The organism is Roseovarius sp. JB2-10 (assembly GCF_055693585.1).
Genome location: NZ_CM146337.1, coordinates 533,649 through 546,655, shown reverse-complemented (window position 1 = coordinate 546,655; position 13,007 = coordinate 533,649). Strand labels below are relative to the sequence as shown.

The 13,007-nt window shown below is 56.4% G+C and carries 12 protein-coding genes; 6 read left to right on the top strand and 6 right to left on the bottom strand.

Annotation, left to right across the window (positions count from 1 at the left end; all coding sequences use genetic code 11):
- Positions 1-196: 196 nt before the first annotated feature.
- On the top strand, positions 197-1,078 hold the full coding sequence (locus ACZ1HJ_RS02665; protein ID WP_472720820.1) for an AEC family transporter: 882 nt from the start codon (positions 197-199) through the stop codon (positions 1,076-1,078).
- 14 nt (positions 1,079-1,092) lie between these two features.
- On the opposite strand, the gene ACZ1HJ_RS02660 is transcribed toward ACZ1HJ_RS02665, so the two are convergent.
- Both ACZ1HJ_RS02660 and ACZ1HJ_RS02655 read right to left on the bottom strand, forming a co-directional pair.
- Positions 1,093-2,184 (bottom strand): aminomethyl transferase family protein, encoded by a 1,092-nt coding sequence (locus tag ACZ1HJ_RS02660; protein WP_472720819.1) that lies wholly within the window; start codon positions 2,182-2,184, stop codon positions 1,093-1,095.
- A gap of 12 nt (positions 2,185-2,196) precedes the next feature.
- Entirely contained in the window at positions 2,197-3,675 is a 1,479-nt protein-coding gene (locus tag ACZ1HJ_RS02655; RefSeq protein ID WP_472720818.1) for a trimethylamine methyltransferase family protein, read from the bottom strand.
- Between the two features lie 179 nt (positions 3,676-3,854).
- Between ACZ1HJ_RS02655 and ACZ1HJ_RS02650 the strand changes: the two genes are divergently transcribed.
- Positions 3,855-4,745, top strand: coding sequence for a LysR substrate-binding domain-containing protein (locus ACZ1HJ_RS02650; protein WP_472720817.1), 891 nt, complete (start codon positions 3,855-3,857; stop codon positions 4,743-4,745).
- Positions 4,746-4,811: 66 nt separating this feature from the next.
- On the opposite strand, the gene ACZ1HJ_RS02645 is transcribed toward ACZ1HJ_RS02650, so the two are convergent.
- Both ACZ1HJ_RS02645 and ACZ1HJ_RS02640 read right to left on the bottom strand, forming a co-directional pair.
- On the bottom strand, positions 4,812-6,086 hold the full coding sequence (locus tag ACZ1HJ_RS02645) for an ABC transporter substrate-binding protein (protein WP_472720816.1): 1,275 nt from the start codon (positions 6,084-6,086) through the stop codon (positions 4,812-4,814).
- Between the two features lie 100 nt (positions 6,087-6,186).
- Positions 6,187-7,572, bottom strand: a complete 1,386-nt coding sequence (locus ACZ1HJ_RS02640; protein ID WP_472720815.1) for a hypothetical protein — start codon at positions 7,570-7,572, stop codon at positions 6,187-6,189.
- A 109-nt stretch (positions 7,573-7,681) separates the two neighbouring features.
- Here ACZ1HJ_RS02640 and ACZ1HJ_RS02635 point away from each other — a divergent pair, with 109 nt between their 5' ends.
- Entirely contained in the window at positions 7,682-8,851 is a 1,170-nt protein-coding gene (locus tag ACZ1HJ_RS02635; RefSeq protein WP_472720814.1) for an MFS transporter, read from the top strand.
- 55 nt (positions 8,852-8,906) lie between these two features.
- Here the strand turns inward: ACZ1HJ_RS02635 and ACZ1HJ_RS02630 are convergent, their stop codons facing one another.
- Together ACZ1HJ_RS02630 and ACZ1HJ_RS02625 are read right to left on the bottom strand one after the other, a co-directional pair.
- Complete coding sequence (locus ACZ1HJ_RS02630; protein WP_472720813.1) at positions 8,907-10,451, bottom strand: alanine/glycine:cation symporter family protein; 1,545 nt, start codon at positions 10,449-10,451, stop codon at positions 8,907-8,909.
- A gap of 25 nt (positions 10,452-10,476) precedes the next feature.
- Positions 10,477-10,911: a universal stress protein gene (locus ACZ1HJ_RS02625; protein WP_472720812.1), complete on the bottom strand. Its 435-nt coding sequence runs from the start codon at positions 10,909-10,911 to the stop codon at positions 10,477-10,479.
- Positions 10,912-11,058: 147 nt separating this feature from the next.
- On the opposite strand from ACZ1HJ_RS02625, the gene ACZ1HJ_RS02620 reads away from it, so the two are divergent.
- The 3 genes from ACZ1HJ_RS02620 (at position 11,059) to ACZ1HJ_RS02610 (ending at position 13,006) form a co-directional block, all read left to right on the top strand.
- Positions 11,059-11,526: an Lrp/AsnC family transcriptional regulator gene (locus ACZ1HJ_RS02620; protein ID WP_472720811.1), complete on the top strand. Its 468-nt coding sequence runs from the start codon at positions 11,059-11,061 to the stop codon at positions 11,524-11,526.
- A 107-nt stretch (positions 11,527-11,633) separates the two neighbouring features.
- Positions 11,634-12,617 carry a cytochrome ubiquinol oxidase subunit I gene (locus ACZ1HJ_RS02615; RefSeq protein WP_472720810.1) on the top strand — a complete coding sequence of 328 codons (984 nt, stop codon included), beginning with the start codon at positions 11,634-11,636 and terminating at the stop codon, positions 12,615-12,617.
- Entirely contained in the window at positions 12,584-13,006 is a 423-nt protein-coding gene (locus ACZ1HJ_RS02610; protein ID WP_472720809.1) for a cytochrome ubiquinol oxidase subunit I, read from the top strand. Before ACZ1HJ_RS02615 ends, ACZ1HJ_RS02610 begins: the two co-directional genes overlap by 34 nt.
- The last annotated feature ends 1 nt before the right edge of the window (position 13,007 follow it).

Below are 13,007 nucleotides of genomic sequence, written 5' to 3'. Positions count from 1 at the left end.
CGGTAGAGACAATTATCCATCCAGCAGCCGTTTGCGAACCTTGGCCCTGCAAGCCGGTCGCATCCAGAGTGGCAATTCGTGAACCCGCGAGATAGACTTTACCGCTGCCTGTGCACCCTGAAGGTATCGGATGCAGCAGAGGGTTGTGTGTGACATAGAAGGTCGAGACCCCAAGAATCACTCAACAGAGCGCCCCGTGAACCTCGCCCTCCAGATCATCGAAATTATCGCGCCGACCTTTGCGCTCGCCGGTATTGGCTTTGCCTGGGTGCGATTGGGGTTTGAGTACCGTGTCGAATTCGTAACGCGGCTGGCCATGACGCTGGCGGTTCCTGCGCTGATCTTCGTGGCTTTGATGGAGACGGAAATCCCCGCCAAATCGCTTTCGCTGATCAGCCTTGCGGCGGTTGCATGCTATGTTTTGGCAACCTGTGTTGCGTGGGTTGTCGTCAAACTCACAAAATTGGACGCCCGCACCTATCTGGCCCCGATTGCCATGGGAAATACGGGGAATATCGGATTGCCAGTGGTCTTTTTCGCCTATGGGGACGAGGGGTTGGGCTATGCCGTCGTCATATTTGCCATTTCCGCGATTTATACGTTTACCTTCGGGATCTGGATCGTGTCGCGGTCCGGCTCTCTTGTCGCGATGTTCAAGGAACCGATTGTGGCGGCGACGCTGTTGGGAGCTTTGTTTTTGTGGCAGGGGTGGGAAACACCCACCGCGATCACCAATACGCTTTCGCTTTTGGGTCAGATGGCAATTCCGATCATGTTGATCACATTGGGCGTCGCCGTGGCGCGCTTAACACCGCAAAACATCAGCCGTTCTGTCTGGATCGCTTTGGTCAAAACGCTGCTTTGCGCCAGCATCGCCTGGGGCGTGGCGGTATGGTTTGATCTGCCAAAAGTAGCGTTTGGCATATTGGTTCTGCAGCTTGCCGCGCCCGCTGCGGTCACAAGCTATCTCATCGCGGAAAAATACAAGGCGGACGCTCAGGCCGTCGCCGGGCTTGTGGTGGTTTCGACGTTGTTTGCGGTCGTCACCTTTCCGCTCCTTCTGAGCCTCGTGCTTTGACGCGCAATCCAGAATTATGCGTGTGTTTTGGACTTTTTCGGATCGTACACCGGGCCTTTCACCACCGTGGCGGTTGTCTTGATGTTGTTGCCTGTAACCTGCAACTCGGTGCCCACTGAAATGTCCGGACGGATATGCGCCAGGGCGAGTGATTTGTTCATCCGGTGGGAAAAGCAGGGGCTGTTAACGGTTCCAATCTCACGTCCACCAAGTGACAGGGCTTCGCCGCCTTCGAGCATATCCGTATGCGCAACATCCAGACACACGTTGTGTACGGCCTCACTTCCCTTTGATGCCATCAAGGCGCTTTTGCCCCGAAAGGCGCCCTTCTTTGTGCTGATCGTGAAGCCCAGCCCGACCTCCCAAGGGGTGTTGTCCTCGGTCATGTCATAGCCGTAAAACAACAATCCGGCTTCGATTCTGACCTTGTCCAATGCGGTGAAAGAACATGGCATAACACCTTCTGTGGCCAGATTGTCCCAGATGTCCCCTATGACCGCTGCATCGGCAAAAATCTCATAGCCGCGCTCACCCGAATACCCGGTGCGCGACAAATGGCAGGGATGGCCGAACAGCGTTGCCGGTGCATGTTGAAAATAGCCCAAGGCCGGAAGATCTATATCGCAATGTGCGTTTAGAATTTCACAGGATTTGGGCCCCTGAACCGACAAATCGTGCAGTTCGTCGGTGAACTCCACTGTAACGTCGCGACCGGCCGCGGATGCCTCCAGCAATGCCATTGTGTCGCCGGAGCCGTGAACGATCATCCATTCGTCATCGCCGTTGTTCGAGACGATGGCATCATCCGCGATACCGCCTTTTTCCGTCAGAACGCAGAGATAAGCGGCATGTCCCGGTTTGATCCGGGAGATGTCTCGTGTGGTCAGGTGGTCCAGTGTCGCCGCTGCATCTGCGCCGCGCACGAATACCTTTTTCAGCGGTGACATATCAAACATACCGGCGCGCTCGCGCACGGCATCATGCTCGTCATTGGGATCAGTACTATAGCTCCACGCGGTGCCCATTCCATTCCAATCCTCCAACCCCGACCCAAGCGCAGTGTGGCGCGAGGCGAGGGCAGATTTGCGGCTGAGTTCTTCGGTCATGTGGGTTCCTTTCTAGTACCATTCGTCTGGCATTGACGCTTTGCGGTCGGCGACGAATTCCATAAGGTTTGATTTGATCGTTTCATCCATCGGTGGATCAGTGACTTCGGCCAATATGTTCTTCCACCGGGCGGTTGCGCGTTCTGCGGCGGTGTGTGATCCGTTTTCGACCCATGTCTCAAACGGCCCGGCTTCCGGGATGTCAGGTTGGAAATTGGCGGTCGCGTAGTGGCGCAATGTGTGCGCCGTCGACAGGAAATTTTCGCCGGGCTGCGTTTCGAGATACGCATCTCTGCCGAAGGTTTCATCGGTGGTCTCAAAGCCCTGAAGCAATGTCATCATCGCGCCGCAATGATCGAGGTCCATCACGAATTTCTCGTACGACATGACCAGCCCACCTTCCAACCAGCCCGCCGCATGCCAGACCTGATGAGCGCCCGAGATCAGTGTTGCCCACATGGCATCTGCGCTGTCTTGCATCGCCTGTCCGTCCGGCGCGTTCGACGCGGTGATCTGTCCGCCGCCCGACCGGACGGGAACACCCAGACGGTGCCCGACCTGCGTCAGTGCCATGGTGGCCAAGTTGGCCTCGGGCGAGCCAAAAGTCAGCGCGCCGGATTTCAAGTTCATTGTCGAATGAAAACTTCCCAGAACAACCGGACAGCCCGGACGCACAAGCTGTGCAAGGGCTATCCCCACCATGCCCTCGGCAAGGGTTTGTGCGACAACTGCGGCGGGCGAGAGCGGGCCCATGGCCCCCGCAAAAATCGCCGGAGAGACGCAGACGCATTGGCCTGCCTGCGCATAAACGCGCAACGCGCCTGACATTGTGTCGTCATAAATCAGGGGAGAATTGACGTTGATGTTGCCCTGCATCACCGCGTGTTCGTCCATGACGTCCGCGCCGAACACCAGCCGCGCCATATCGATGCTGTCCTGCGCCCGTTCTGGCGATGTAACACCGCCCATGAAGGGTTTGGTGGACAGTGTCAGGTGTGCCAGCACCATATCCAGGTGCCGCTTGTTGACCGGCACATCGGTTGGTTCGCAGACGGTACCTCCGGAATGATGCAGCCAGGGTGAATGATACGTAAGTTTGACGAAGTTTTGGAAGTCCCGAAGCGTCGCATATCGGCGGCCCTTCTCAAGATCAGTGACAAAGGGCGATCCATAACCGGGCATCAGCACCACGTGATCGCCGCCCAGGGTCAGGGAATGGGCCGGGTTGCGCGCATGCAGGCGAAACACTGGCGGGGCTGTGGAGCACAAATGCCGGGCAAGTCCGGGCTCGAAGGTGACGCGTTGACCTGTGACCGTTGCACCGGCGGCATCGAACAAATCAAGGGCGGTTTGATCACCGCGAAACTCGATGCCGATGTTCTGCAATATCCAATCCGCTTGCGCTTCAATTGCCGTGAGCGCCGTTTCGTCCAACAGGTGATACATCGGTACTTTTCGTGCCTGCAGGACCGGCGCGGGGTAAGGTGGCACAGGACGACATCCGGCCCTGCGCCGACCGGAACGGCGGGCCACCTGGGTCGAAGATGCGTCAAAATTTCCCAACACCTGTCCCTTTGTCTCAGCATTCAGGTCGAGGATTTATGAGAACTCTCCGCCGGACAATCGAATTTATCTGTACGTTGCGTTCAAAAAATTTATACTCATATGATATGCCTAGATTATTCAAACATCACGACACTTTGCGCCTGTTTCTGGAAGTTGCCCGGCACAGCAGTTTTTCGGATGCTGCGGATGAATTGGCCATCACCAAAGGGGCGATCAGCTACCAAATCAAAACGCTGGAGCAAAGCTTGGGTGTTCGTTTGTTTCTACGGCAATCGCGTGGGGTTGTTTTGACGCCCAAAGGGCGAGATTTGATGGAACGGGTCACACCTGTGTTCAAGGAAATCGAAACCGCCCTGAAAGAGGTGGTTCGCCTGCAGGATCAGTCTTTGACAGTCGGCATGTCGAGCTATTTTGCGTCGCGATGGCTGTCGCCGCGGTTGATGACCTTCATGCAGCAAAACCCCAAAATTCAGTTGCGGATCCAGCCGTTGACGCAGATTTTCGATCTTGAACACCAAGGTGTCGATCTGGCCATCCGGTGGGGCAGCGGGGAATGGACAGATGTTGAGATTACGCCCTTCATGCGGATGCCTGCATGGCCTGTTGGCAACCGTGACGCAGCCGAAAAAGTCGAAGAGGTGGGCCTGGAACAGGCAATGTCGGAACTGACGTTGTTACGCGACCATGATGACAGCAACGCCTGGACCGATTGGTTGGACGTGGCTGGATTATCCTCTCAAAATCGCAAAGACGCTTTGATTATTCCTGATCCCAATGTCCGGGTGCAGGCCGTCATTGACGGGCAGGGGATTGCTTTGATGGATGCGTTTGTGACCGCAGAACTTGACGACCAAAGGCTCTTTCGTCTTTCGCCAATCGAGCTGTCTTCCTATGGATACTTTTTGGCGGATCCTGGGCAAAGCGATCACGCTGATGCTGTCGATGCTTTCGTGGAATGGCTCGAAGGTCTTCAGCCCGTTCACGCGTCAATTTAAGGCAGTTTTGACGCGCGTTGGGGTGAGGGTGCCGCCCCGGAAACAACGCCGGGGCGGACTACTTTTTCAGAATGACTGCGTGGTGTAATCCACTTCATCGGGATAAAGCGTGTCTTCGATTGAGGTCGTATGCACCTTGACCAATCTGCCGCTTTCCACTCGTGAAATGTACTGGTGTCCAAAGACCTGGTGGGTCTTGCCATTGAATACCTTTGCGCCCTGCGGGTGCGCTTGCGACGCGGGCATTTCCCCCATGGCTTCCACCGCTTCGATCAGTTTGGCCCTGTCGGCTGTGCTCTGATATCCTGCAGCCTCCATGCCATCCTTGATCACGTGGAGTGTTTCCCAGCATCCAAACATATGCGCATAGGTGGACACATCGGTGGGGTCACTGATCGATGCGCCGTTTTCATCTACGCCAACCGCAGCACGGTAGAATTTATCATGCTCGGATTGATCCGGTTGTGCGTTGCGTGGGTTACCTTCCCAGAAATACGTGCCTTCAAGGTAGTCCAGCCCCGGGCTGGAGATATCCACCGCTTCCAGACTGTCGATAAAGCCAAACATCTCGGGGCGTTGGGAGCCAAAGAATTCGCCGAGTTCCTTGACGAACGTCAGAACAGCTGGCCCGACCATTACGTGGTACAGCACTTCAGTTTCGCGAGGGATTTTGGGGAAGTATTTGGTGAAGGAAGTCTCAGACGGAGGAATTGCGATATGCTCCAGCACTTCACCGCCCTGAGCCTCAATCGCGGCTGTAAAGAAATCGCGGTGGTCATGTCCGAACGCGAAATCGGGGAACACCATCGTGACTTTCTTACCCAGATTTTCGGCCACATAAGGCGCCATCGCCTGAACCTGACTTTTAACGTCCGTGATGCCGGGCTGAAGCGTATAGCGGTTCAGGATACCGCTCGCTACGTGATGGCCTTCCGAGACCACGAAATAGGGTAGTTTAAGTTCGCCGGCACGCGGGGAGGAGCCGATCACAACATGGCTGAAGAGGGTGCCGAACCCCACATCGCAATTATGCTGTGTGGCAAACTTTTCGACCACTTCGGCGCCGCGTTTCGGATCTGTGCCGTCATCCTCTGCAACAATCTCCACCATGCGGCCGTTGATACCGCCACCATCGTTGATCAGTTTGACCGCAGCCTCGGTTGTTCGGCCATACCAGCGGCCATATGCGGCACCAATCCCCGTGCGGTGAACCTGAAAGCCAATCTTTATCGGCTCTGCCGTTTGCGCATTGGTATAGCGTGCCCACATCGGCAAACTTGCGGCGCCCACACCGGCGGCAAGTGTCTTGAGTGCTGTGCGACGGTTGGTGGATTTCGTCATATCAATTGTCTCCCATGTCTGACCGCTCAAAAAAGAGATTGGCCTAAATCACACATTACCTTGCGAAGTGGGGTTGGAATTGTCCAGTAAAATGCAGTTTTTAACCGCGTGGTGACGCCAGCAACCAAAGTCCAAAGAACGTGTAGAGCACCATGAACAGGGCCAATGGTGCCTGTGATAGAGTTGCGCGCCGCGCGGTTCCGAACGCATGCAGAGCCAGCGCATGTGCCAGCAAAATGGCCACCACATGACCGATCACGACGGCCCCGGCCTGCGCCAGCCAGATCGTTCGAACACTGCTGGCGGTATTGAAAAAACCGGTGGTGACGTAAAACTGCCCAAGCCCCAGCAAATCGGACCCGTTGTTCAGTGGGTCTGTGGCGGCTTTGAGTGCGTATTGCCCATCCACCATGAAACTCGTCAGGTAATGCGCCACGTGGTAGCCAAGCGCGATGGGTAGGATCGAGGGGGCAAAGAGGCGAAAAGCGTCGCCAAAACCTGTGTTGGTCTGCGCAATCCGCAAGCCGAGCCAGATGCATAAGCCATAGCTGGCAATAAGCGCGGCATTTGCCGCGAACAGGCCGATCAGGGTTGGCGTTACAACCGCACTGCGCCCTGGGAATTCCAATGGGTTCAGGCCCAAAACGCCTAGCCACCAAAAGGTTTCGTTCAGGCCATCAAAACTGCCCGTTCCCAGCAGGATCAGGATGAAGATGGCCAGTCCAAACGGCACGTTGCGGCGCAATGTGATCCGCCAACCGGGAAGCCCAATAGCAAGGCGCCTGCCCAAAGCACCGAAGGGGGCAGTGCGGCCGTAGCATCGCATCAGGATCGTCAAGGCCTCGGCCCGGACCATCCAGCGTGGCCCAAAAAGCAGAACACCAAACATCGTGAGGTACCAATATCCCCCGGCAAACAGCGCAAGGCGTCCGGGATCGGCGGGCGCGGGGTCTGCCAAAAGAAGGGCGGCAAAGGCAAGGAACAACAAAATACCGGGCGCGTAGCCCAATGCGCTTGGGTAACGCATCAAGGGGTGAAGCCCAGTCATACGCGTCAACAGGACGATCGGACCGGTCCAGGGATTGGTCCAGCGCCAGTGATTGCCAATCAAGCCTTGCAGTGAGACCAAGCCGATCCACCACACGGTCCAAACCAGAAGCGGCAGGGGATTTGCCAAAGGATCACGCGTGCCGGTGAGGCCAATCCAGACGGATACGGCCAGAAGCAAAGCCGCAATGCAGCTGGTGACAAGGTGGAGCGACCCTGTTTGACGGGAAAATAGCCGTGCTGGCCGGAAGATACCCGAGGCCATACGGGCGGGCATGAGCGCCAGCAACACAACCGTCAACGCCACGCTGGCAACGCCGGCACCAATATAGACATCCGTGGGCAGCAAGAGCACAAACCCCTGCTCTGAGGCATGCGCAAGTGCAAGACCGGGTGCCAAAAGTACAAGCGTGCAGATGAGTGTTCGAAAGACCGCCATGCTGCGCAGACATTACCGCGTTCGGCGCCTAGGGAAAGGCCCTTTCCGCGGGCTTCGCGCATGGCTTGACCCAGATTGCGCAGATTTCCTTTGGCCGCTACGGTCCGGCATGGCCCAAACCCAGCCCCATGACCCCTGCGCGAACGGAACCGGCGTTCTGATCGCGGCGTCACTTTTGGCAGCGGTATTGGGGTCCGTGCATGCGTTTTCCGTTTTTCTGTTTCCGCTGGAGGTCCAGTTTGACCAATCACGCGCTCGGGTCAGTTTCACGTATTCGCTGGCATTGATGAGCCTGACGCTGGCCGTGTTGTGGGGGCATCACGTTTACACGCGGATCCGACCTTCCCTGCTTGTGCTTGCCATTTGCCTGTTGGCGGTTCTGGGCGTGGGGCTAGCCCGCCACGCATCGACGTTGTGGCAGGTCTGGTTTGGCTACAGCATCATTTTTGGCGCGGCAAACGGGCTTGGATACGGGTTCGGCCTGCAAATTGCAGCGCAGGCAAATCCAGACCGCAAGGGTATTGCCATGGGATGCGTCACTGCGGCCTACGCCTTTGGTGCTGTTGCCGCTCCGGCCTTGTTCTCGGCCGCGGGTGGTTTCAGGCTTGCGATGTTGGGGCTGGCCGGTGTGTTGATCGTGATCGGTATCCTTTGTGCCGCCTTGATGCATATCTCCCGTGCGTCTTTTCATTTGCAGGACGTGCAGCAATCGACGCGTCGCGTTTCGCGGCGCAACCTGATGCTCTTTTGGATCGGCTATGGCGCTGGTGTTGCGACAGGTTTGATGGTGATGGGGCACGCGGCTGGTCTCTCGCGGTCCTTCGGTGCGATGGGGCCCAGTTGGACCGCGCCCGTGTTTGTCTCAATCTGCAATCTTGGTGGCAGTTTGTTCGGCGGCAAATGGGCCGACAGCATTTCCCCGGCGCGCTTGTTGACCGGTTTGCCGTTGGTGTCAGCACTTGCCGCGATGGCATTGGCAATGCTCGACAGTATCGGTGGGGCGTTCCTTGCGCTCGGGGTGATTGGGTTTGCCTATGGCGGGACAATCGCGGCCTATCCGGCGATCATCGCCCGTCTCTATGAGGGGGCAGATGGGGTGCGTATCTATGGCCGTGTTTTCACCGCATGGGGGGCTGCGGGGTTGTTCGCCCCCTGGCTTGCCGGGGTACTCTACGACCTGGGTGGTGATTATCAATCGGCGTTGATTGTGGCGTCCGCATCAGGCCTGGTTTCCATCGCGGCGATCCTGCTGCTCTTTCGCAAAGATCGCAGGCTCTGAAAATGAAAAGGCCGATGCATTGCGCACCGGCCTTGACGATTTTATCGGATTTCAATCAGGCGTATTTCTTGATCTCGCCCGATTTCAACCGGCTCATGTAGCTTTCCAACTCGGCCTTGACGACCGGCATCAGGACGTAGAGCCCGATGATGTTGACAACTGCCATGGCAAAGATCGCCGCATCCGAGAAGTCGATGACTGGGCCAAGGCTGGCCGCCGCACCAATCACAACGAAGATGCAGAAGATGATCTTGAACACCAATTCTGTCGTCTTGCCTTCACCGAAGAGATAGGTCCAAGCCTTGAGGCCGTAGTAAGACCAGCTGATCATGGTTGAGAAGGCAAAGAGGATCACCGCAATCGCGAGGATGTATTTGAACCCACCGATCGCCGACGAGAACGCCGCTGAGGTCAGCGCCACACCCGAGTTGCCATCAACCGTGGCAATCGCGGTGCCCGCTTCGTTCAGCATGTAGAGGCCGGTGTTTTCATCTACCAGCAACTGACCGGTGATGATGATCACCAATGCGGTCATGGTACAGATCACAACGGTGTCGATAAACGGCTCCAGAAGCGAGACAAACCCTTCGGTGATCGGCTCTTTGGTGCGCACCGCGGAGTGTGCGATCGCCGCCGAACCAACGCCCGCTTCGTTCGAGAACGCGGCCCGTTTGAAGCCTTGGATCAGCGCACCCACCATGCCACCGGCAACGCCGAGGCCGGTAAAGGCGCCTTCAAAGATCTGGCCAAAGGCCCAACCGATCTGATCCGCATTCATCAGAATGATGACCAGCGCTGTCAGCACATACATCACGCCCATGATCGGCACGACTTTTTCAGTCACCTTGGCGATGGATTTCAAACCGCCAACAATTACGGCAAAAACCACACCGGCAAAGATCACGCCGGTGATCCAGCCCGGATAGTCGCCGACGACATTAGTGATCTGTGCATGCGCCTGGTTTGCCTGGAACATGTTGCCGCCACCAAGGGCGCCAAGGATACAGAAGATCGAGAACATGACCGCAAGGATTTTGCCACCTGGCTTGCCGCGTTCGGCGAACCCTTTTGTCAGATAGTACATGGGACCACCCGAAACGGTGCCGTCCTCGTATTCATTCCGGTATTTCACACCCAGCGTACATTCGGTGAATTTCGAGGCCATGCCCATGAGACCGGCCAGGATCATCCAGAAGGTTGCACCCGGTCCACCGATGCCAATGGCCACGGCCACACCGGCAATGTTACCAAGCCCCACGGTGCCCGAAAGCGCCGTTGCAAGGGCCTGGAAGTGGCTGACTTCGCCCGCGTCATTTGGGTCGGAGTAATCCCCTTTGACGAGCGCAATGGAGTGCGGGAACGCGCGGAACTGAATGAACGCGAAGTAGAGCGTGAAGATAGTGGCCGCAACCACCAGCCACGCCACGATCCACGGGAAGTTTGTACCCGGGAAGGGGCTGAAGATAAGGTTGACGAACCAGCCTGTGGAGCTGGCAAACATCGCGTTTACCTTCTCATCAAGCGTTTGCGCCATTGCCGGTGCGCTGGTCAGTGCCAGGCCGGCCGCGGCCGTTGCCGCATAGGTCAAATTTCGAAACATATGACTATCCCTGATTTTTGTTTATTTATGGAACGATTGTGCATGGAACAGGCGCGACCTGTGCCAAAGAGCTGGCGACTGAGCCAAAGACCCGCGCGCCTATATCGGTCTCGCCATCACGGCCAATCACGATCTGCGAAGCGCCGGACTCGGTGCAAATTCTGGCCAACGTCTTGGAGATATGGCCATATTTGATGTCGGTTTCGATTTCGACACCGCTATCTGCCAACGCTGCGACAGCCGGATCCATCAACGCTTCTTTTGCGCGCGCCAGTTCTTCGTTGCGTCTTTTGTGGCGCTCTTCCAGCTCAAATGGCGTCAGAAAGGAATAGGGCGACCACTCCAATACATGCGCAACCAAGATGCTGCCACCTTGAGATTTGGCTCGTTCGACAGCAAATTCCAACGCCCTTTTGGACGCGTCGCTGCCGTCATAGCCGACGACAAATTTTCCAGACATTTCGTACTCCCATTTTAGTACCACGCCGTGTTTAGCGCAGATTGATAATACCACAGGTTGCGTTGCAATTTTCGTTGAAGCGTGTTGTCATTTCGGAAATTTTTGGAAATACTTATCTGAATAACTAAAATAACAGGAAAATTTCCGATGGATCGGCTGGACTTCCGCATTCTTTCCATACTTCAGACAGATGGACAAATTTCGATGGTTCGACTGTCGGAAAAGGTTGGATTGTCTTTGTCTGCCTGCCACCGGCGGGTCAAAATGATGGAGGTCAGCGGTACGATTTCGAACTATTCCGCCGTGGTGGATCGCAAATCGGTTGGTTTGGAATTGCAGGTGTTTATCGAGGTTAAACTGACGTCGCATTACAAGGAGGATCAGACCGCGTTTGAAGACAAGATCAAGGCGATGCCGGACGTGCTGGAATGTCACCTGATTTCGGGTGAATTCGATTATCTGATGCGTGTTGCCGTCCGCAACCCATCCGACTACGAAGATTTTTATCGAAATAGGTTGTCACAGATTCCGTCCGTCGCGCAGGTCAAAACCCTCCTAAGTCTTTCTACTTTAAAGGAATTCAAGGGCTACAACCTTGAAGCAGTGATGGATTGAATTGCCCTGCGCTCTGCGGTCGCAGGTGACTGACTTTGCCGCATCATGCCCTATGTTAGCGACAAAGGGTGACGTGCGACGCGCTCGGTAATTGGCGGAAAAAGACTATGGACACATTGCTACTTTCCCGAATTCAGTTTGGGGCGAACATTTCCTTCCACATCCTGTTTCCCACCATCACAATCGCGTTGGGGTGGGTGCTGCTCTACTTCAAACTGCTGTTTGTTCGGTCCGGCGACGACCGGTGGATGGATGCGTACCGCTTTTGGATCAAAGTATTTGCGCTGAGTTTTGCGCTGGGCGTCGTCAGCGGAATCACAATGTCGTTCCAGTTTGGTACGAACTGGCCCGGCTTTATGGAAACGGTCGGCAATATTGCAGGTCCGCTGCTGGCGTATGAGGTCCTGACCGCCTTTTTCCTCGAGGCGGTCTTCCTGGGCATCATGCTCTTTGGGTTCAGCCGTGTGCCCAGTTGGCTCCACACGCTCAGCACGTTTCTGGTTGCGTTCGGAACAACAATGTCGGCGTTCTGGATCCTTGTCCTGTCCAGTTGGATGCACACCCCGGCGGGGTATGAGATGCGCGACGGCGTGGCATTTGCTACCGACTGGTGGGCCATTATTTTCAACCCGTCTATGCCATATCGGCTGGTACATATGCTGATCGCCAGCGGCCTGACGGTTGCCTTTCTGCTGGCAGGGATCAGTGCGTTCCGCTGGCTGAGGGATCAACGCGGCCCGGATGTGCGCGCGACGTTGGTAACTGGTCTTGCGCTGGGCGCTTTATTGATCCCGGTGCAGATATTGGTGGGGGATTTGCATGGCCTCAATACGCTCAAGCACCAGCCTGCCAAAGTCGCGGCGATGGAGGGCAATTGGGAAACACAAGGCAACGTCCCGCTGCTGCTCTTTGCTGTTCCGGATGAAGCTGCACGCGAAAACAACTTTGAAATCGGTATCCCCAACGGGGCGTCGTTGATCCTGAAACACAAGGCCGATGGTGTTGTACCCGGTCTGAATGACTTTGTGGCCGAGGATGGCACCCCCTGCACCCGCCCGTGGCACCCGTATTTTATTCTTTCCGCATCATGATCGGAACCGGTGTTGCAATGCTGCTGCTCAGCTGGGTCGCCGTGGGTATGATGGCGTGGCGTCGACGTGGCGTTGAGGCTTTGCCTAAGGTGATGCTGTGGGCAATGGTCCCGATGGCCTTTTCCGGCTGGGTTGCAACGCTTGCCGGGTGGTACACCACCGAAATTGGCCGTCAGCCATGGCTGGTGACTGGAGTGATGACCACCAAGGAAGCGGTAGCGGACGTGCCCGCCCCCATGGTGGCAGGAACGTTGGCAGTTTACCTGACCATCTACGGATTGCTCCTGGCCGCCTATATCGGGGTGTTGTTCTACCTGGCGCGTACAGCGGGCAAGGGGGCCGCGGATCGCATCCGGCCCGGTCTGCCTGAACCGGTACCGGCGGAGTAAC

Excerpts from the sequence above, each read along its gene's own strand:
- ACZ1HJ_RS02660 (WP_472720819.1), bottom strand. The coding sequence starts at position 2,184 with ATGACCGAAGAACTCAGCCGCAAATCTGCCCTCGCCTCGCGCCACACT.
- ACZ1HJ_RS02625 (WP_472720812.1), bottom strand. The coding sequence starts at position 10,911 with ATGTCTGGAAAATTTGTCGTCGGCTATGACGGCAGCGACGCGTCCAAA.
- ACZ1HJ_RS02620 (WP_472720811.1), top strand. The coding sequence starts at position 11,059 with ATGGATCGGCTGGACTTCCGCATTCTTTCCATACTTCAGACAGATGGA.
- ACZ1HJ_RS02615 (WP_472720810.1), top strand. The coding sequence starts at position 11,634 with ATGGACACATTGCTACTTTCCCGAATTCAGTTTGGGGCGAACATTTCC.
- ACZ1HJ_RS02650 (WP_472720817.1), top strand. The coding sequence starts at position 3,855 with ATGCCTAGATTATTCAAACATCACGACACTTTGCGCCTGTTTCTGGAA.
- ACZ1HJ_RS02640 (WP_472720815.1), bottom strand. The coding sequence starts at position 7,572 with ATGGCGGTCTTTCGAACACTCATCTGCACGCTTGTACTTTTGGCACCC.
- ACZ1HJ_RS02635 (WP_472720814.1), top strand. The coding sequence starts at position 7,682 with ATGGCCCAAACCCAGCCCCATGACCCCTGCGCGAACGGAACCGGCGTT.
- ACZ1HJ_RS02630 (WP_472720813.1), bottom strand. The coding sequence starts at position 10,451 with ATGTTTCGAAATTTGACCTATGCGGCAACGGCCGCGGCCGGCCTGGCA.
- ACZ1HJ_RS02645 (WP_472720816.1), bottom strand. The coding sequence starts at position 6,086 with ATGACGAAATCCACCAACCGTCGCACAGCACTCAAGACACTTGCCGCC.